Annotated in this window: 16 protein-coding genes; 14 read left to right on the forward strand and 2 right to left on the reverse strand. The window is 58.1% G+C overall.

Annotated elements, in window-relative coordinates; genetic code table 11:
* Positions 1 to 511 precede the first annotated feature (511 nt).
* From CC94_RS0119785 to CC94_RS0119835, 11 genes are all read left to right on the forward strand, one after another.
* Positions 512 to 2,323 (forward strand): methanol/ethanol family PQQ-dependent dehydrogenase, encoded by a 1,812-nt coding sequence (locus tag CC94_RS0119785; protein WP_005372670.1) that lies wholly within the window; start codon positions 512 to 514, stop codon positions 2,321 to 2,323.
* A gap of 222 nt (positions 2,324 to 2,545) precedes the next feature.
* Positions 2,546 to 3,379, forward strand: coding sequence for a methanol oxidation system protein MoxJ (moxJ, locus tag CC94_RS0119790; RefSeq protein ID WP_157203503.1), 834 nt, complete (start codon positions 2,546 to 2,548; stop codon positions 3,377 to 3,379).
* Positions 3,380 to 3,400: 21 nt separating this feature from the next.
* Positions 3,401 to 3,877, forward strand: coding sequence for a cytochrome c(L), periplasmic (gene moxG / locus CC94_RS0119795; protein WP_005372673.1), 477 nt, complete (start codon positions 3,401 to 3,403; stop codon positions 3,875 to 3,877).
* 14 nt (positions 3,878 to 3,891) lie between these two features.
* Complete coding sequence (locus tag CC94_RS0119800; RefSeq protein WP_005372675.1) at positions 3,892 to 4,173, forward strand: methanol dehydrogenase [cytochrome c] subunit; 282 nt, start codon at positions 3,892 to 3,894, stop codon at positions 4,171 to 4,173.
* 449 nt (positions 4,174 to 4,622) lie between these two features.
* Entirely contained in the window at positions 4,623 to 5,642 is a 1,020-nt protein-coding gene (locus CC94_RS0119805) for an AAA family ATPase (protein ID WP_005372677.1), read from the forward strand.
* Positions 5,643 to 5,860: 218 nt separating this feature from the next.
* Complete coding sequence (locus CC94_RS0119810) at positions 5,861 to 6,700, forward strand: DUF58 domain-containing protein (protein WP_005372679.1); 840 nt, start codon at positions 5,861 to 5,863, stop codon at positions 6,698 to 6,700.
* Complete coding sequence (locus CC94_RS0119815) at positions 6,697 to 7,575, forward strand: hypothetical protein (protein ID WP_005372681.1); 879 nt, start codon at positions 6,697 to 6,699, stop codon at positions 7,573 to 7,575. The genes CC94_RS0119810 and CC94_RS0119815 overlap by 4 nt, the downstream gene beginning before the upstream one ends.
* Positions 7,572 to 8,570: a vWA domain-containing protein gene (locus CC94_RS0119820; protein WP_005372683.1), complete on the forward strand. Its 999-nt coding sequence runs from the start codon at positions 7,572 to 7,574 to the stop codon at positions 8,568 to 8,570. The genes CC94_RS0119815 and CC94_RS0119820 overlap by 4 nt, the downstream gene beginning before the upstream one ends.
* Positions 8,567 to 9,133: a hypothetical protein gene (locus CC94_RS0119825; RefSeq protein WP_005372686.1), complete on the forward strand. Its 567-nt coding sequence runs from the start codon at positions 8,567 to 8,569 to the stop codon at positions 9,131 to 9,133. The genes CC94_RS0119820 and CC94_RS0119825 overlap by 4 nt, the downstream gene beginning before the upstream one ends.
* Before the next feature lie 420 nt (positions 9,134 to 9,553).
* A complete protein-coding gene (locus tag CC94_RS0119830; protein WP_005372688.1) occupies positions 9,554 to 10,558 on the forward strand; it encodes a vWA domain-containing protein in 1,005 nt (334 codons plus the stop codon).
* A gap of 109 nt (positions 10,559 to 10,667) precedes the next feature.
* Entirely contained in the window at positions 10,668 to 11,225 is a 558-nt protein-coding gene (locus CC94_RS0119835) for a hypothetical protein (RefSeq protein WP_005372690.1), read from the forward strand.
* Here the strand turns inward: CC94_RS0119835 and CC94_RS0119840 are convergent.
* Entirely contained in the window at positions 11,207 to 14,284 is a 3,078-nt protein-coding gene (locus CC94_RS0119840) for a TonB-dependent receptor (RefSeq protein ID WP_245619792.1), read from the reverse strand. The genes CC94_RS0119835 and CC94_RS0119840 overlap by 19 nt on opposite strands.
* Positions 14,285 to 14,558: 274 nt before the next feature.
* Here CC94_RS0119840 and CC94_RS0119845 point away from each other — a divergent pair, with 274 nt between their 5' ends.
* From CC94_RS0119845 to CC94_RS0119855, 3 genes are all read left to right on the forward strand, one after another.
* Positions 14,559 to 15,416, forward strand: coding sequence for a hypothetical protein (locus CC94_RS0119845; RefSeq protein WP_031431917.1), 858 nt, complete (start codon positions 14,559 to 14,561; stop codon positions 15,414 to 15,416).
* A gap of 753 nt (positions 15,417 to 16,169) precedes the next feature.
* Positions 16,170 to 16,853 (forward strand): response regulator, encoded by a 684-nt coding sequence (locus CC94_RS0119850; RefSeq protein ID WP_036304167.1) that lies wholly within the window; start codon positions 16,170 to 16,172, stop codon positions 16,851 to 16,853.
* Between the two features lie 67 nt (positions 16,854 to 16,920).
* On the forward strand, positions 16,921 to 17,877 hold the full coding sequence (locus tag CC94_RS0119855; RefSeq protein ID WP_031431919.1) for a PQQ-dependent catabolism-associated beta-propeller protein: 957 nt from the start codon (positions 16,921 to 16,923) through the stop codon (positions 17,875 to 17,877).
* A 160-nt stretch (positions 17,878 to 18,037) separates the two neighbouring features.
* Here CC94_RS0119855 and CC94_RS0119860 read toward each other — a convergent pair whose 3' ends face one another.
* The gene (locus CC94_RS0119860; RefSeq protein WP_031431920.1) at positions 18,038 to 18,556 is read right to left on the reverse strand and encodes a PepSY domain-containing protein; all 519 of its coding nucleotides are present in this window, start codon (positions 18,554 to 18,556) and stop codon (positions 18,038 to 18,040) included.
* Between the last annotated feature and the right edge of the window lie 44 nt (positions 18,557 to 18,600).

The raw sequence follows: 18,600 nt of genomic DNA on the forward strand, positions 1-18,600 counted from the left end.
GGCTTTCCGTGCGGCGGCAGGCGCCGCCTTGACCGACACCGGTCGAGCGCATGAAGCGGACCGCGCCGGCTTGCCCCAAAAAAATGCCGTTAAGGATGAGGCCGATCATCTCTCCCCCTTGGTTCCCCCGCCGGGCGCTCATCCTGAGATACTTTTGGCCCTGCTTGGGTTACCCCTCGCCGCTGTAGGGTACGCTGTGCGTACCTTTTCAACCCCCGATGGTACGCACAGCGTACCCTACAGTAAAAAAAAGGAGCTTTTCCCGACTCACACGGAAAAACCACATACAGGAATTTTTCTTTTCGATTTTTCGGATTTTTTCCTAGCCGAATTACAGGTTTATTCCGTAACGCCCGCCTCTCCCGCTCGGCTACCATGTCGCTTGCTCGGATCCGCGCTTCGGTACCCCTGTGAACGTTTTGATCAAGAAGGCCGAATCCGATTTTACCGAGGCGCCGGATCCAGGCTTTTCAAATTCAGCTCAATAAAGACAACCCTTGGAGGGGGAATTATGCGGATTTCCAAAATCACCCGCACCGCCGTGTCGCTCGCTTGCGGCGGCGCGTTTCTGGCGGCCGCGCTGCCGGCAGAGGCCAACAAAGAACTGGACAGGCTGTCGAAAGAAGACACCAACTGGGTCATGCAGACCAAGGACTACGGCGCGACCCATTTCAGCAAGATGACGCAGATCAATACGCGCAACGTGCATCACCTGAAACCGGTATGGTCGTTTTCGACCGGCGTATTGAACGGCCATGAAGGCGGACCGCTGGTCGTCGATGGCATCATGTACGTACATACCCCGTATCCGAACAACGTCTATGCGATCGATTTGAACAACCCCGACAAGATTTTGTGGCAGTACAAGCCGAAGCAAAATCCGGCCGCGCGCGCGGTCGCCTGCTGCGACGTGGTCAACCGCGGCGTCGCCTATGCGCCGGCAGGTCCCGATTATCCGGCAACGATCTTCCTGAACCAACTGGACGGCAACGTGGTTGCGCTGCACGCAAAAACCGGCGAGCTGCTCTGGAAAATGGAAAACTCCGACATCGCGATGGGTTCGACGTTGACCATCGCGCCGTTCGTTGCCAAGGATAAAGTCATCGTCGGCTCCTCAGGCGCCGAACTGGGCGTCCGCGGCTATGCGACCGCCTATTACATCAAGGACGGCAAACAGGCCTGGCGCGTCTATGCGACAGGGCCCGACGAAGACATCAAGCTGGCCAAAGACTTCAACAGCCACAATCCCCACTACGGCCAGTTCGGCCTGGGCCTGAAAACCTGGGAAGGCGACGCCTGGAAGATCGGCGGCGGCACCAACTGGGGCTGGTATGCGTTCGACCCCGATCTGGACATGCTCTATTACGGATCGGGCAACCCCGCGCCGTGGAACGAAACAATGCGTCCTGGCGACAACAAGTGGACAATGACCATCTGGGGCCGTGACATCGACACCGGCGAGGCTAAATTCGGCTATCAGAAAACACCGCATGACGAATGGGATTACGCGGGCGTCAACTACATGGGGCTGTCCGAGCAGATGGTCGACGGCAAGATGACCAAATTGCTGACGCACCCGGACCGTAACGGCCTGGTCTATACCCTGAACCGCGAAAACGGCGATCTGGTCAACGCGTTCAAGATTGACGATACGGTCAACTGGGTCAAGAAAGTCGATCTGAAAACCGGCTTGCCGGTCCGCGATCCGGAATACTCCACACACATGGACCATCAGGCCAAAGGCATCTGCCCTTCTGCGATGGGTTACCACAATCAGGGCATCGAGTCCTACGACCCGGAAAAACAACTGTTCTTCATGGGCATCAACCACATCTGCATGGACTGGGAACCGTTCATGCTGCCTTACCGGGCCGGCCAGTTCTTTGTCGGCGCGACGCTGAACATGTATCCGGGCCCGAAAGGCACGCTCGGCCAGGTCAAGGCGATGAACTCGGTGACCGGCAAATTCGACTGGGAAGTGCAGGAAAAATTCGCGGTCTGGGGCGGCACGATGGCCACTGCGGGCGACTTGGTGTTCTACGGCACGCTCGACGGCTACATCAAGGCGCTGGATTCGCGCAACGGCAAGGAACTGTGGAAATTCAAGCTGCCTTCCGGCGTCATCGGCCATCCGATCACCTACGGGCATGACGGCAAGCAGTACGTCGCAATCTATTACGGCGTCGGCGGCTGGCCTGGCGTCGGCCTGGTGTTCGACCTTCAGGATCCGACCGCCGGTCTGGGCGCGGTGGGCGCCTTCAAGGAACTCGCGCACTACACCCAACAGGGCGGCGGCGTGATGGTCTTCGCACTGGATAATTGATCGATGCGTTAACAGCGTAGGATGGGTAGAGGCGGTAGGATGGGTAGAAGCAATAGCCGAAACCCATCGTTCAGAATCCATTGCGGCCTACTGATGGGTTTCTCTTCGCTCTCGGCAATAGCTCCTGCATTGCTCTAGCTCCTACATCCTTGTAGTCGTTACCCATCCTACGAATCCGCACGGATCAATATGCACCAATAGAGAATTACACAAATGGATCAAATGAAACTGTTATCGGCCGCTTTCAGCCTGACGGCAAGCTTACTCGCCGTCAATGCGCCGGCAGTGGCCGAAGAACCGTTAAAAGTCTGCGCGGCCGAAGACGAAATGCCGTATTCGAACAAAAAGGGCGAAGGCTTCGAAAACAAGATCGCGTCCCTGCTCGGCAAAACCCTGAACAGGCCGGTCGAGATGGTCTATTGGACCGACCCGCGCTATTACGTGCGGGACTACCTCGACAAAGGCCTGTGCGACATCACGATGGGCGTCGACACCGGCGACCCGAGAGTCCTGACGACCCGGCCTTATTACCGTTCGGGCTACGTGTTCATTACCCGCGAAAAGGACGATCTTGACGTCGAAAACTGGAACAGCGAAGCGTTGCGCAAGGCCAAGAAGATCGCCTTCGTACCGGGAACGCCGGCCGAAACAATGCTGCGGGCAATCGGACGCTACAACGACATGTTCAATTATTCGCAGGAACTGGTCGGCTTTAGATCGAAGCGCAACCAGTATGTGAAATACGACAACGCGAAGCTGGTGTCCGAAGTCGCTTCCGGCAACGCCGAGATCGCGGTGCTGTGGGGACCGGCGGCGGCGCGCTATGTGAAAGCGTCGCAGACGCCGCTGACCATGACCGTGATTCCCGACGACAATAAGCGCGCGGACGGCCAGAAGGTCGGCCATCATTACAGCACTTCGATCGGCGTACGCAAGGACAAACCGGCCTTGCTGGCCGATTTGAACCGGGCGCTGGAAAAAGCCGAGGACGATATCGAGGATGTCCTGGAAGAAGAAGGCATGCCTTTGCTGGATGAACCCGAATCGACCGGCTAATTAAAAACAATCAGGAAAATTATGAAAACGACACACATTTTTGCCGCCGCATCGCTGAGCCTCGCCCTGTTGAGCTCGGTCGCGATCGCGGAAATCACTTTCCACAACGCGATCACCGGCGAGCAGCTGGATTTGAGCGTCGCCAAAAAAGGCGGGGATACCGAAGCCTTCAAACAGTTCAAGGAAACGGGAAAAAACCCCTACAACGGCAATCCGGAAGCGGTCAAAAAAGGCCACGACCTGTTCATGACCGCCTGCTCGGGCTGCCACGGCCACGAAGCCGAAGGCAAACTGGGGCCGGGCCTGGCCGACGACTACTGGACTTATCCGGCCAACGCGACCGACAAAGGCTTGTTCGAGCTGCTGTTCGGCGGCGCGAACGGCATGATGGGGCCGCAGTACGTCAACTTGAACACCGACGAAATGCTGCTGATCATGGCCTGGATCCGCGACATCTACAAAGGCGATCCGAAAAAAGCCAAATGGTTACAACAATGACGAGGAGATCTGAAATGAAAAAGCTTTTCTTATGCAGCGCAGCCGCAATCTTCGCGGTAACGACCTTCACCGCGGCAGCCTACGACGGTACCAACTGCAAGGAGCCCGGCGTGTGCTGGGAGCCGAAGCCGGGCTATCCCGACAAGGTCGAAGGCAGCAAATACGACCCGAAACACGACCCCAACGAACTGAACAAACAATCGCAGTCGATCGCCGAAATGGAAGCGCGCAATCAGAAGCGCTGGGAACATTTCAACAAGACCGGCAAGTTCGTTTACGACGTGGACGAAATCTGAGGCATGTCGGGTTCCCGCGCGCTGCGCGGGAACCCGAAGAATTCCGTAGGGTACGCTGTGCGTACCTTTAAATATTCCGTGTGTGGCTATGGACGCCGAAAAGGTACGCACTCGACAATTGCTCCTGCATTGCCCTACCTCCTGCATCCCTGCAAGTCGTCGGCAATTGCTCCTGCATTGCCCTGCATCCATGCAGTCGAGCGTACCCTACGCAAGTATTCATGAAGCTAACGGAAAAGAAGTGAAAATCCAGCTGGCGATTTTTACCGATATCATTGATATCTCTCCAGATCCCTTGATATCGCTGCCTGCGTCATCCGGAACCGGCGGCGAGCCTTGCCGTTCGCGGTGACCAGCCGCGAACGGCAAGACCGGTTCCAGCTCGTTTTTGACTAATATACCACTCAATACTCCGGCTTGTGTCTGCCGGAGTTTTTTTTCGAATCTCCATGATGAACGATGCGGAATTAATCCAATGGCGCGAACGGGCGCTGCGGTTTGAACACCAGATCAATCAAACCCTGATCGGCATGCAGCCGGCCGTCAGGCAGATCGTGATTGCGGTTTTCGCGCGCGGCCACGTGCTGCTCGAAGGCCATGTCGGCGTCGGCAAGACAACCCTGCTGCGCGCCGTTGCACAAGGACTCGGCGGTCATTTCGAACGCATCGAGGGCACCATCGATCTAATGCCCGCCGATCTGGTTTATTACACCTATCTCGACGAAAACGGCCGGCCGCGCGTCGATCCGGGCCCCCTGCTCAAACAGGGCGAAAGGCTCAGCACGTTTTTCTTCAACGAAATCAACCGCGCCCGCCCCCAGGTGCATTCGCTGCTGCTCCGGGCGATGGCCGAACGCAGCGTCAATGCCTTCAACCGCGAGCATGCGATGCCCCACTTTCAGGTATTCGCGGACCGCAACCGGGTCGAAAGGGAAGAAACCTTCGAACTGCCCGCCGCCGCGAAAGACCGCTTCATGATGGAAATCCGCATCGAGCGTCCCGAAGACGAGAACCTGCTCGAACAGTTGATGTTCGATCCCCGTTTTCACGATGTCGACCGCCTGATCGCCGGCATCGATCCCGGTGGAATCGCCTACGACCGACTGAACGATCTGGCAGAAACGCTGCAGGAAAAAATACAGACCAGCCCGAAACTGCGCCGTTATGCGCTGGACCTCTGGCAGGCGACCCACGATCCCGGGCGCTACGGCATTCACCTAGCTGACGTGGAAATGAAACAGCTGCTGCTGAGCGGCGCCAGCCCGCGCGGCATGAGTTACCTGATCCGCGCTGCCAAAACCCGCGCCTGGCTGGAAGCGCGCGACTACGTACTGCCGGAAGACGTGCAGGCGATATTCGAGGTGTGCACCCGGCACCGCCTCTTCATCAATCCGATGTACGGTTACCGCAAGGAACAGCTGGTACCGCAATTGGCCTCCGCGATCCTGCAGCATGTCGCCGCGCCTTAATTCCCGGCATTGCGATGAATCATGAATTATCCACCCGACACTCGATCGCCATAAATGGCGCACTCGACCGCCATGAACGGTGTAGGGTACGCTGCGCGTACCTTCTGTACGTATTCGGACGGCAAACACCCCAAAAGGTACGCGCAGCGTACCCTACCATCCCGGGAAGTTCGAACTTTCCGCACAGGGCTCCCGAAATGACGATATAACGCCAATCCATGCCTGAAGCCGATCTTCTTCATTACCGCTTGCACTGGCTGTCCGGCGCGGTGTACCCCGGTGCGCATCCGGGCCGCATGACCGGCGCCGGCCTGCTGTTCAAACAGCACCAGCCGCTGGCCGCGAGCAACGATCCCCGCCGCCTCGACCTCCGGGCCAGCGTGCTCGATCCTTTCGAGCATTTTCGCGTACGCGCCTACCAGCAGCCGAGCCGGATCGACGTGTATCTGCTCGCCGACCTGTCCGGGTCGATGGGTCATGCCGGCAAGCGGAAGATCCTGGCGACCCTGCTGCGCACGCTCGCGCGCTCGGCATTCGGCTACGGCGACCGCTTCGGCTTCATCGGCGCGGCCGACGACATCGAGCCGCGCTGGCTGCTGCCCGCCGGCCTTCATGAGGCCGCGGTATCCGGCCTCGCCTGCCGGCTTGAAGACGCGCAGCTGTCGGGCAGCGCATCCGGACTCAGGAATGCCGCCGCCTATCTGCCCGCCGAACGGACGCTGCTGTTTCTGCTAACCGATGCCCATTTTCCGCTTGCGCACCTGCGCGACCTGCTGGCCTCCCTGCAAATGCACGACATCGTTCCTTTGATACTGTGGGATCCGGGCGAATACCGGCAGTTGCCTTCCTGGGGCTTGTTGTCCGTCCGCGACATCGAAAGCGGCGCCTCCCGCACTCTGGTCATGCGCCCGTCCCTTCGGGAGCGGATCGTCGACGCCTACGCAGAGCGCCGGCAGCGCCTGATCGGGGCCTTTCGCGCCTTCGGCAGCGAGCCGCTGTTCATCGAACACTGCGACATTCCCGCCATCAATCGCTATTTACACCAGAGAGCGGCATGAAACGCTTATTGATCCTGACTCCCTTACTGCTGTTAGGCTGCTCCGGCGCGTCCGACGAAGCGCTGATCCGCTTCGAGGTCGAAACGCCAAGGCCTTTCGGCTATGTGATCGGCGACGAAATTCGGGAGCAGATCCTGATCGAAACCCGTCCCGGCATCACCTTGAACACCGCCAGCCTGCCGGCCGAAGGCCCCATCAATCGCTGGCTGAACCTGAACCGGCTGGAGGTCGAACAGGACGGCCAACGCTACCGGCTCGACCTCCGCTACCAGGTATTTTACGCGCCGCTAACGGTCAAAACCCTGAATTTGCCCGGTTTCACCCTGCAATTCGGCAGCGGCGACAGCGCTTTCGGCAAAGAGGTTCCGCCCTGGCGTTTTACGATGTCGCCGTTGCGCGATCTGGCGGTCAAAAGCGCCGAAGGCGGAGCTTCGATCAGGCCCGACAGCCCGCCGCCGCGACTGGACACGCGGCAGGCAATGACCCTGATTACGGCCGGTTCGGGCGCCGCGGCGGTCGCCGCCGCTGTGCTCGCTTACCTGTACGGTTATTTCCCCGCTTTGCGGCGGCGCACCCTGTTCAAGCAGGCGTTGAAACGGCTGTCCCGTATCCCGGAAAAAGACATGGCCGAAGCCCTGCGCATCGTGCATCGGGCACTGAACGCACTGAACCGGCAGCCGTTGTATCAGCATCAGCTGGCCGGCTTTTACGAGTCCCATCCCGAGTATCGCCGTTTGGATAGCCAATTGAACTGGTTTTTCAATTATTCCAACCATTATTTTTTCAGCCGCAATGTTTCCGCGACGGTGCTGGACCGGCAAAAACTGACCGCGCTGTGCCAGGCCTGCCGGCAAATCGAACGGGGCAGCCGATGAGTCTGGGCGTGGAATCGCCGTGGCTGCTGGCCGCGCTACCGTTGGCGTTGCTGCCGCTGGTCGGCAAGGGTATGCGCGAACATACCCATCCGGGCCTGATGCTGCTGCCGCCCGACCCGCTGTCCGAGCTTCTGGCCTGGCTGATCCGGCTGTTCGCGATGCTGGCGATGGCCGGCTTGGTGCTCGGCATGGCCGGGCTGCACCGCCGCGGCCAGAGCGTCGAACGCATCGGCCACGGCGCCGAAATCGTGCTGCTTCTGGACCGCAGCAACAGTATGGACAACAGCTTCGCCGGCCGCGCGCCGAACGGTAACGAGGGCGAAGAATCCAAATCCGCCGCCGCCCGGCGTTTGCTGACCGATTTCGTGAACCGGCGCGAACACGATCTGATCGGGGTGGCCGAATACAGCACCGCGCCGCTGTTCGTAATGCCGATGACCGAAAATAAGGAGGCGGTCAAGGCCGCGATCGCGGCGACGGCGACGCCGGCGCTGGCCTATACCCATGTCAGCAAGGGCCTGGGGATGGCGCTGTCGTTTTTCGAACGGCCTATCGTCTCCGGATCGCGGCTGATCGTCCTGGTATCCGACGGCGCGGCCGCGATCGACCACGACAGCGAACAGAAGCTCCGGCAATGGTTCAAGGAAAAACAGGTCCGCCTGTACTGGCTGTTCCTGCGCACGGCCAACAGTCCCGGCATCTACGACCCGCCTGCCGATCCGCGCGACGACAACGCGCAGGCGATGCCCGAACGCTATCTGCACCAGTTTTTCACCAGCCTGAACATTCCTTACCAGGCTTACCAGGCGGAAAGCCCGGATGCGATGAAACAGGCCATCGCCGACATCAGCCGGCTCGAAAATCTGCCGATCCATTATTTCGAACGGATACCCCGGCAGGATCTGAGCGGACTCTGCTATCTGGCCTCCTTTATCCTGCTGCTCTTGCTGCTGGCGGTCAAGGGTGCCGAAGTCAAAACGGAAGCGAAACCATGAACACGAGACCGTTACTCCATCCCCTGCTCTGGCTGATGCTGGTCGCAGGCCTTCTTGCCCTGCTCTACGGCGCGGCCGATCTGTACCGGATTCATGCGAACAATGCGCTGATCTCGCGCCTCGTATCGGGCCGCGACGTCGAGGTCGAATCCGTCATCGGCGGTCCCTTCGAGCTGAGGCTGGCCAGAGCCTATTATCTGAAAAACAAACACCGCTACGATGAGGCACTGGCGACGCTGAGCCTGGTCATCGACCACGGCGATGCCGCGCAGCGAGCCAGAAGCCGCTACAACCTCGGCAATCTGTACCTCGAACAGGCGATCGCCCAGGCCGAAGCAATGGACATCAATGCCGCCCTGCCGCTCGCGGGCCTGGCCAAGCAAGCCTACCGGCAATCGCTGGCGCTGGACAGCCGGCAATGGGACGCCAAGTACAATCTCGAAGCCGCGATGCGGCTGCTGCCGGAAATGGACCGGATTTCGCCGGACGACGAGGACGAAACCGTGCAGCAGAAAACCCAATTGTGGACGACCGTGCCGGGATTTCCGCGCGGTTTGCCGTAGGATGGGTACGACTGCATGGATGCAGGAGATAGAGCAACGCAGGGAGCAATTGCCGAGAGGCGACAGCCGAAACCCATCATGAAAATTGTCCCAGCGGGACGGAGTGTTTAACCCAATGCCGTTAAGTTAAGCCGTCATCTCGGCAGGGATTGCCGAGATCCAGGTTACAGGGAGGTATTCACGCTTGCCATCCGTGGCTTCTGGATTCGGCAACTGCTCCCTGCGTTGCCCTACTTCCTGCATCCATGCAGTCGTCCGGCAATCCCTGCCGGAATGACGTTTTGGCCTTAACTTAACGACATTGGTTTTTAATCCCGTCCCTTACATTCTGCAGATGCCGATAAATCAAAGCATGCAAAAAATCCTACGGACGGGGCAATATGCCCCGTCCGGCGAGAAATTTACCTTAGGTCCATTCAAATGATGCATTTTTCGTTGAAAGATTACCGAACGGTGTGCCTGCTGCTGGCGGTTCTGGCAATGGGCGTGCTGTTTGCGCGCCCTGCCGAGGAGCAGGAACGGCCGGTTTACAACCTGACCTTCATCGTCGACATCACCCGCAGCATGAATGCGGCCGACTTTACGCAGGACGGCCGCCCGGTCAGCCGGCTCGAATTCGTCAAGCGGACCTTGCGCGACCTGCTGGTCAAACTGCCCTGCCAGTCCAAAGTCGGACTGGGGCTGTTCACCGAGCGGCGCTCGACGCTGCTGTTCGAACCGATCGAGGTGTGCGGTTCCTATGCGGAAATCGACGCCGCGATCGCCCAGATCGACTGGCGCATGGCCTGGGCCGCCGACAGCAACATCGCCCAGGGTCTGATGAATACGCTGGACATGCTGCAAAACCGGGACGGGTCAGTCATCTTCATCACCGACGGCCATGAAGCGCCGCCGCCGAATCCGCGCTATCGGCCCGCCTTTTCCGATCTGAAAGGCAAGGTCAAAGGCATGATCGTCGGTGCCGGCGGCCTGACCGCCGTGCCGATTCCGAAGTTCGACAGCCGCGGCGAACCCGCCGGTTATTACACGGCCGGCGACGTGCCGCACCGCTCCTCGTTCGGCGAATCGAATCTGGATCCGTCGCAGATCGAAGGCTACAACGCCCGTAACGCCCCGTTCGGCAGCGCCAAGGTGACCGGCAGCGAGCATCTGAGCGCGCTGCACGAAACTTACCTGGAAGAGCTGGCGCTCGCTGCGGGACTTCGCTATGTACGGCTGAGCGATGCGGAAGCGCTGGCCGAGGCGGTACAGCGCCCCGAATTCGCGCTGACCAAAAAAGTTGCCGTTGACGTACGCCGGCAACCGGCCCTGTTTGCCCTTTTGATGACGGTAATCGTGTACTGGCCGTTCGGCCTGAGGCGGTCAAAAAATGCTTTGCTCTCCATTCGGCGAAAAGTCGTGGGGTACGCTGCGCGTACCTTATGAATAAAGGTACGCGCAGCGTACCCTACAATTAGGCTCATCATGCCTGCGGGCGCGTTGGGTAGACACGAAGCCGATAAACAAACTTTCAACCCAATTTTGGAATGCCGACATGATCAAAAACATCCAATTGACCCCGCACCGTGTGTTCGTCGGATTACTGGCGCTGTCTTTATTGGGCGCTTACATCACCCGCACTGCCCAGGACCATTGCCATTATTATTGGCTGCTCATGCTGTTCGTCCTGGGACTGGCCGCAACCGCGCCGGCTTACCTGGACAACCGGAACGACCGGAAAAGCCTCCAGCCCCGCCTGCTGCACTGGGCCGGCTGCGTATTCGCGACGGTCGTCATTTATGCCTACCACAATGCCGGCAGGCTCTATCATGAGGAAACCGGCCTGCTGATTCTACTGGTCCTGGCAATGGGCGCTTATACCGACGGATTGAAAAGCGGCCGGCGCTTCACGGTGCTCGGCGTTTTTCTGGGCCTGATCGCGCTTTCGGCGGCGTATGTCGATGCTTATCTGGGACCGCTGACGATCGCTGCGGGCGCGGCCGGCACATGGAGTTACCTCGACGGAAAAGCGTTGGAGCAACACTCCGACGGCGAGATGGCCGACGAACAACCCGGCCAAAACGGCACGGCCGGTCAAAGTTCGAACTTGTAATCGAGCCCCACCCAGAAGGCGCGGGGCGCGCCCGGACCGATGAAAGTGCTGTTCTGCCAGTCACGGGAATTGTAATTCCAGCCGCTGGAGCCGATCGCACCCCGCTCCGAAGGCGAGAACGGATTGATGCCGAGGCGCCCCGCCGTCGCGTACCGGCGGTCAAACAAATTATTGACCATACCGAATACCGACAAGCCTTGAGTGATCTGGTAGCGGGTTTTCAAATTGAAAATGGCGTAGCCGGAAACGCTGCCCGCATCGTTGAACGGTTGCCCCCGCAGCAGCAACCGATTCCGGCTGATACTGGTGTCATATCCGTAATAGTAATCGTAAGTTCCCTGGCTATGCGCGTTGTTTTCGTTGCCTCTTACGAAGGACGAGGAATGGGCGATCATATTGATGCCGAACTCCCATTTCGGGGTCAGGTGAAAATTCAACGACGCATTGATATTGTGAAGGGGAATGCCCGGCATGCGGTCGCCCGGCTTGATTTCGATCATGTCGTCCAGCGCGTTCAAAGGCCGTCCCTTGCTGTCGTATTGCACCTGGCTCAAATAATCGTAATCGTCGGGCGCGATCACCGCCGCGCTGCTATTGTGCGGGCTGACCATGACCAGGGGCGACTGGAAGGTCGCATCGGTATAGCCGTAATTCAGGCTGAAGTCGACGATGCCGGCTTTTCCGGAAAAACCGAATTCGATCCCCTGCCGGCGGGTATTGCCGATGGTATCGAAGAAGCTGCGGTCCGGGGTCAGGCCGACCAGATAAATGTCGTCTTCGAGATCGGTACGGTAAACGGCGGCGTTCCACTCCAAATCCCCAAAAAGCTTGCCGCGCATGCCGAATTCGAAGCTGTTGGAAAAAATCTGCGGCAGGAAAGGATCGCCGGAAAGCGCGGTAGGCAGCGTACAGGCGCCGCCCACCGTGGCAAAGCTTTTCGGCGCCAAGGGCGATTCAGGGTCGCCGGGGTTCTCCGGGACCAGGGTTCCGTCATAGGCGCAGCCCAGTTCGACGCTCGACGGCGTACGCGTCCCCTGGCTCCAGTTGAAAAACAGATTCAAATCCTTATAAAAAACCGCCTTGTCCTTAAAAGGCAGGTAACTGATCCCGACCGAAGGATTGAACGAGGTATAGTCGAACGTTTCCGCAGTCGGCGTTTCGCTGTACCGGCCCAATCCCAGCGTCGGATCGAGCGGCTGCCTGACATCCTGATCGAACTCGCCGATATTGTAGTTCGCCTCGGCCGGACAGGTATCCGGATCAGTCCCGCTGCAAAGGATGACATTGGGCCTGACCTTATGGATGTCGAGAATTTGGTGCAGCGCTTCGAAACCGGTGCGCGTCCGGGCCCGAACGCGGTTTTTCACGCGCGTCTGGTTGAAGCGCCCGGAAACGCTGAGATGCAGATTTTCCTTGGGGGAATACGTTTCGCTGAAATAGCCGCTGAATGTCGTGGATTTTCCGGTAAACGAATTGTTGCGGATATCTTCGCGGGCGGCCAGATAAATGGGGTCGATGTTTGCCGGATCGCTGTAGACGCGATGCTCCGCGTCGATCAATCCCAAGCGCTGGCTGGTTTCGAAGTCGGTATCGGCCGCATCGATCGATGCGCCGAACATGAATTTATGCCGATCGCTGTTCCAGTTCAATTGCAGGGAAGCGCCATCCGTCTGCTGCCCGATCTCCGTATTGCTCAACACGCCGATCGGCGTGCCTTCGACCCAGCCCTTGGAAGCGGCGGAGCTTGCGGGCCATGCCTTCCCGTTGCGCGGACGCACCGGCGAACCCGGGCCGCCCGGATTGTTGTAGCGAAGGCGCCCGCATCCTTCGTTTGCGTTTAGCGGCGGCAACAACTCGACATTGTCTTCCGCGAGTTTCCAATTCAGCGGGGCGTTAATGGTGCTGGGGTCGATGACCTCGTATTCGTCGTCGTCGAGATAATCGTCTCCGTTAAGATCTTTAACGAGGTAATAATCCGGAATATTGTCGCGATTGACGTCCTGGTATCGGCAAACGGGCACGGGCTGGCCATTGGCCGTCGGCTGCTCCGGAACCGCCTCCAGCTTGTTTGCGCCCCGGCCTTCGTCCATCTCGTCGAAATCTTCGTAAATATCCCCGGCCAGCGCGGTGCGGCGGCTGTCCCGGCGATAGATCTGGCCGGTCAGGCTCAGATTGTCGCTGAAAAAGAGCTCGCCGCCCAGATTATATTGCTGCAGCTCGTTTTCGGTACGGTCCGGCGAAGTGAACACCGATGCCGGATTTTGATTATACATATCCTTCGGTATCAGGCCGTTGCCGAGCAGCTTGTTGCCGACCGCCAGGGTACTGAAACGCAGCGAAAAATGATCGTCACGCCAATCGAACCGGGCAAAACCTTGATTGACCTGCGAGGGAGAATTGATCCGCCAGCCCGCCTCGTCGAAACCGGTAAACGCGACAAAAGCGCCGAGTTTCCCTTTGTTCCAGCCGGCGGTCAGTTCGCCTTTTTTGCGGTCCCAGGAGCCGCCTTGAAAACTGACATCCACCCCGGCATCGTCGAATCCGTTTTTCGTGCGCAAAGCCAATGCGCCGCCCAGCGTATTCAAGCCGAACAGGGGATTGGAGCCCGGAAACACGTCGAGCCCGGCCAAAGCGTTCATCGGGATGAGGTCCCAGTTGACGACATCGCCGAACGGTTCGTTGACCCTGACCCCGTCCAGAAAGACCGAAAGCCCTTGCGGCGTACCGAGCTGCGGCGAGGCGGAAAAGCCGCGGAAGGTAATGTCCATCTGAAACGGATTGCCCGCATAATCGTTCACGTTGACCGACTGGAGCTTGCCGTTCATCAAATCGCCCAGACTGGTCGCCAAGGACGACTTGATGTCTTTGCCGCTCAGCGACTGCACGTTCGCCGGGATTTCTTCCCTGGTTAATTGCAGACCTTCCCACGGCCCGATTCGGGTTAATTTCTCGTCCTCGACGGTCACGGTTTCGAGTTCGTCGGGACCGGGTTCGTCGACGTTTTCGGAAAAAACAGGGCCGGCCCACGTAGCGAACGCAAACAGGCATAACCGGCGCAAACGCCGTCCATACGGTGAAAAAAGGGCGGATTTTGAAGGCAACATAGGACGGCGTGTAAATAATCTCGGAAAGCGGCCGGCTATGATAAAAAGTGGCAAGCCATTCATCACGGGAAATTTTCCCTGTTTATTCAGTGACTTTTTCCCTTCGTTACGAACGGGTCAGCGCGTATGATCGACCGCCTTGTACAGGGACGGATCGATGGGCTCTGCGGACGGGTGAAAGCGAGGCCCGGCCGTAGAGGGTAAACGTTCAATAACAACAGAGAAAATCATGAACAAACACATACTGCACAGCGCCTTGGTCGGCGCGCTATGGTTCGGCTCCACCTCCGCGATGGCCACCGGTTTCGTCGCCTTATCCGAAGAAGGATTCGAAGTCGAGGAAGGGGGACTTTCGGCCTACACGCTTTGCAATCTAACGGGCGAGTTCGGCGCCGACGAGGAAGGCTCCATCCCTCCTACGTTCGCGCCCAATGGCGGAGCCAACAATACCTGCGCCATTCCGAAAATTCCCGACGGCTACAAGCAGATCAAGAATGCCAGGCGTCCCATTGTCCTGAACGGATTCAACAGAATATTCAGGCGCGTCAAGATCACTATCGGCTTCGTGACCGACCGGGTTTGGCGCAATACGGAAGAAGGCCGCTGCATTTACGGCGCCAAAATCCGCCTGAACAATGTCGATGCCGATCGCATCACACCGGGCAAGCAGTTCTTTGAAATCAACGACATTCTGCGCGGCGGAGTCGAAGGCCGGTCCCCCGAAATCGCTTACTGGTTCACCTCGAACGCCGACGAAGTCGTCTACCGCGCAGGGCTGACCAACACCTCGCTGGTTTTCGAGCCGGAAAACGAGAGCGAAGCGCAACCTCTGCTCGACGACGCCCCCATCGACGAAAACTGGGTCGATTTCTCGAGCGATTTGAATTATCGCGACGACGACGGCTCATCTTTCCGGGATTCTCCCTGGCTGCTGGTTAAAACCGCCTGTGCTGCCGACGAAAATCCCGTCGTTCTCCCCGGCGCCTTGAAATTCCGCCAAATGGGACAAGAAGGCCAGCCGCTCCTCACAATCGAAGCCAAAGGCTTTGCGCCTGCCGGCGCCACTGCCGAAACGGCAGCGCCGTAAGGCCGCCCGGCATAACCCTAAATTTTTTCATACGGGCCGGCCGACGCCGGCCCATCGGGTTTTAGAGCGTTTTCATAGCGCACGCAACGGCAGAATTTTTGACTTCGGCTCCGCTCGACCGACGGATCGCGCTTCCCTATCGCGTACAAGCCGGAAATCGGAAAACTACCGGGCTGAGTGGCTACCCATCCATTTGCCGCCGGAAGACTATCGCTTAATCTTGTATCTTCTTGAATGCCTTTCTTGCGGCCAAGCGGTTATTTTTGTCCCAACAAAAAAGCCCGCAGGCGCCTGCGGACCGAATGAGAAGAAGACGATTACTGACCCTGATTTCACGGCCTGCCCCGCCATGTCGGCACAAACACGGATGGAAGCCGGAGCGATGAGGACAGGCAATCGAGTAACAAACGGCCTGTCGCGCATCGCTCACTTCCTTGCCGGGGGGAACATCTTATCTCCGTACGACCGCTCATGAGGAATTACCCAGCATTTCAAGGTTTATGACGGCGCAACCATAAGGCCGACAGCCCCTCAATAAGTCCTGGGGAGAGTGATTTTAAAAAATTTCCCGAAATCCGGTTAGGGAATTTTTCCTTTAATGATTAAGGAATTTTTCCAGTGCACCTGTATTGAAGATTCAGCCGCTCACGACAGGTTCTCTGCATTGACGCAAGCCAGAAATTAAGGAATTTTTCCTATGGATTTTGTCGCCGATAACAGGGATCATGCTTGCTTATTTTTAAGGGGACGAGCATGCCTGAAAAAATCAGCGTCTTATTGGTGGACGATCATGCGGTGGTAAGAGCCGGCTACAAAACCTATCTCTCCCTGTGCGACAGCATCGGCATGATCTATGAAGCCGACCGCGGCGAGAGCGCTTGCCAGTCATACGACCGGCATCATCCGGACGTGGTGGTGCTGGATATTTCGATGCCCGGCATCGGCGGCTTCGAATCGATCCGCCGGCTCATGCAGCGCGATCCGCGCTGTAAAATCCTGGTATTCAGCATTCACGACGAGCCGATCTATGCCTCCCGGGCATTGAAGGCCGGGGCAAAAGGCTACATCATCAAATCCAGCGTGCCGGACACGCTGATTACCGCCGTCTGCACGATTGCGCAAGGCGGCATTTTCATCGCGCCGGAATTGGCGCAAAGGGTGGCGATCTCGATGGTAAACGAACAGGACAAAGCCGACAGCATCAAACGGCTTTCGCCGCGCGAGTTCGATATTTTCCGCCTGCTGGTGAACGGCCTGACTCCGCGCGAGATCGCCGAAAGGCTTTGCCTGAGCTACAAGACCGTATGCAATCACAGCACCGCGATCAAAGACAAACTCGAAGTCAAGACGATGGCGGAAATGACTCTGCTGGCCAGCCGCCACGGTTTGATCCAGTCGCCCTATGCCGGCGCCGCGGGACCTTTCGAAGCCAGATGACGCGAATTTTCTTTGCGCACCGGGACTGTTCCCGAAAAATACGTTATTCCCCCCTGTCGGAAATTTTATGAAACGCCTTGTTTATACGATTCTGCTTCTGGCCGGAGGCCCGGCGTACGCTGAAACCCTGTTCGTGACTCTGGAAAAAGACAACACGCTGGCGGTGGTCGATCCCGTCGAAGGCAAACTGCTGAAAACCGTACCGGTCGGCCAGCGCCCGCGCGGAATCGTACTCGGCAAGGACCAGCGGCATCTTTACATCGCCGCCGGCGACGACGACACGCTGCAGATCGTCGATACGGAGACGCTGAAGGTGATCGGCACCCTGCCCTCCGGCGACGATCCGGAAACTTTCGCGATGAATCCCGAAGGCAGCCGGCTCTATGTCTCGAACGAAGACGATAGCCTGGTCACCGCGATCGATATCGCTTCGAAAAAAGCCGTCAAAAAGATCAAAGTCGGAGTCGAACCGGAACCGGTCGCCGTCAGCCCGGATTCGAAATGGGTTGTAAACGCCTCCGAAGCGACCAACATGGTGCACTGGATCGACCAGAAAAGCCTGGAAATCGTCGACAACACGCTGGTCGATACGCGCCCGCGGGGATTGGCGTTTACTCCCGACAGCAAACAGCTATGGGTCACCTCGGAACTGGGAGGCACGGCGACCGTGATCGATACCGAGACGCGCCGGATCGTCAAGACGGTCAAGTTTGAGATTCCGGGCGTGACGCCGGACAATATCCAGCCGGTCGGCGCCGCGATCGACCGGAACCGCAAATGGGCCTATATCGCTTTGGGTCCTGCGAACCGGGTCGCACAGGTCGATGCGGAGACGTTCGAAGTCAAGAATTATTTTCTGGTCGGCCAGCGGGTCTGGAATTTGGCCTTTTCGCCGGATCAGAAACGGCTGTACACGACCAACGGCGTCAGCAACGACATTTCGATCATCGACCTCGAAACGATGAGCGTCCGCCAATCGATCGGAGTCGGCCATTACCCGTGGGGCGTGGCGGTCAAACCTTAAACCTGGCAGTTTTTTTCAAGCCTTTCGGGATCCCGCTCAATCCCGACACTCAAGCAAGAAAAAGAGCGGGACTTTGAGAAATCCCAGCCGATTCAGTCCCTCTCTGGCCGTTCGTACTTCAATAAGCCGCACGAATGGTCCTTTTTTAGGGAGGCGAGCTTTATCTTCTTTCTTCCTTTTCCTCGCCGATTTCCCAGTCTTCGGTCGAGGTTTCGATGATCTTGCCGGTTACCGCATCAACCTCGACCTTGGTTTCGACGCCTTTGTCATCGACGATATCGAACTCGTACGATGGATCGCCGTTGTCTTCGATTTCGTACTCGACTTCCTCAATCTTGCCGGGATGCGCTTTCAATGCGATGTCGGCCGCTTCCTTCTCGCCGACCTTCATTTTGCTCTTAAATGGTTTGTCGTGCGCTTTGTCGACTTCGCTTTCCTGTTCGGTAATATGGCCGCTGTCCGCATCGCACATGAATTCCCATTCCTTGCCTTCGGCATCCCGGATTTCAAGTTCGTACAGCGGCTTGCCGTCAACCTTCAGTTTTTCGAGCTTCAACATATCGCCTTTCTTGATGCCTTGCGCGGCGGCAATGCACTTCTCCAGTCCCGTGTCGACAGCCTGGGCATTGAACGCCGCGGCAGAAGATAGCAGGATGGTACTAAACATGAATTTTTTCATTTCATTTCTCCTGAAATTTCCAGACTTCGGACTGTAACCCATCC

This window comes from Methylomicrobium agile, assembly GCF_000733855.1.
GTDB classification, from domain to species: domain Bacteria; phylum Pseudomonadota; class Gammaproteobacteria; order Methylococcales; family Methylomonadaceae; genus Methylomicrobium; species Methylomicrobium agile.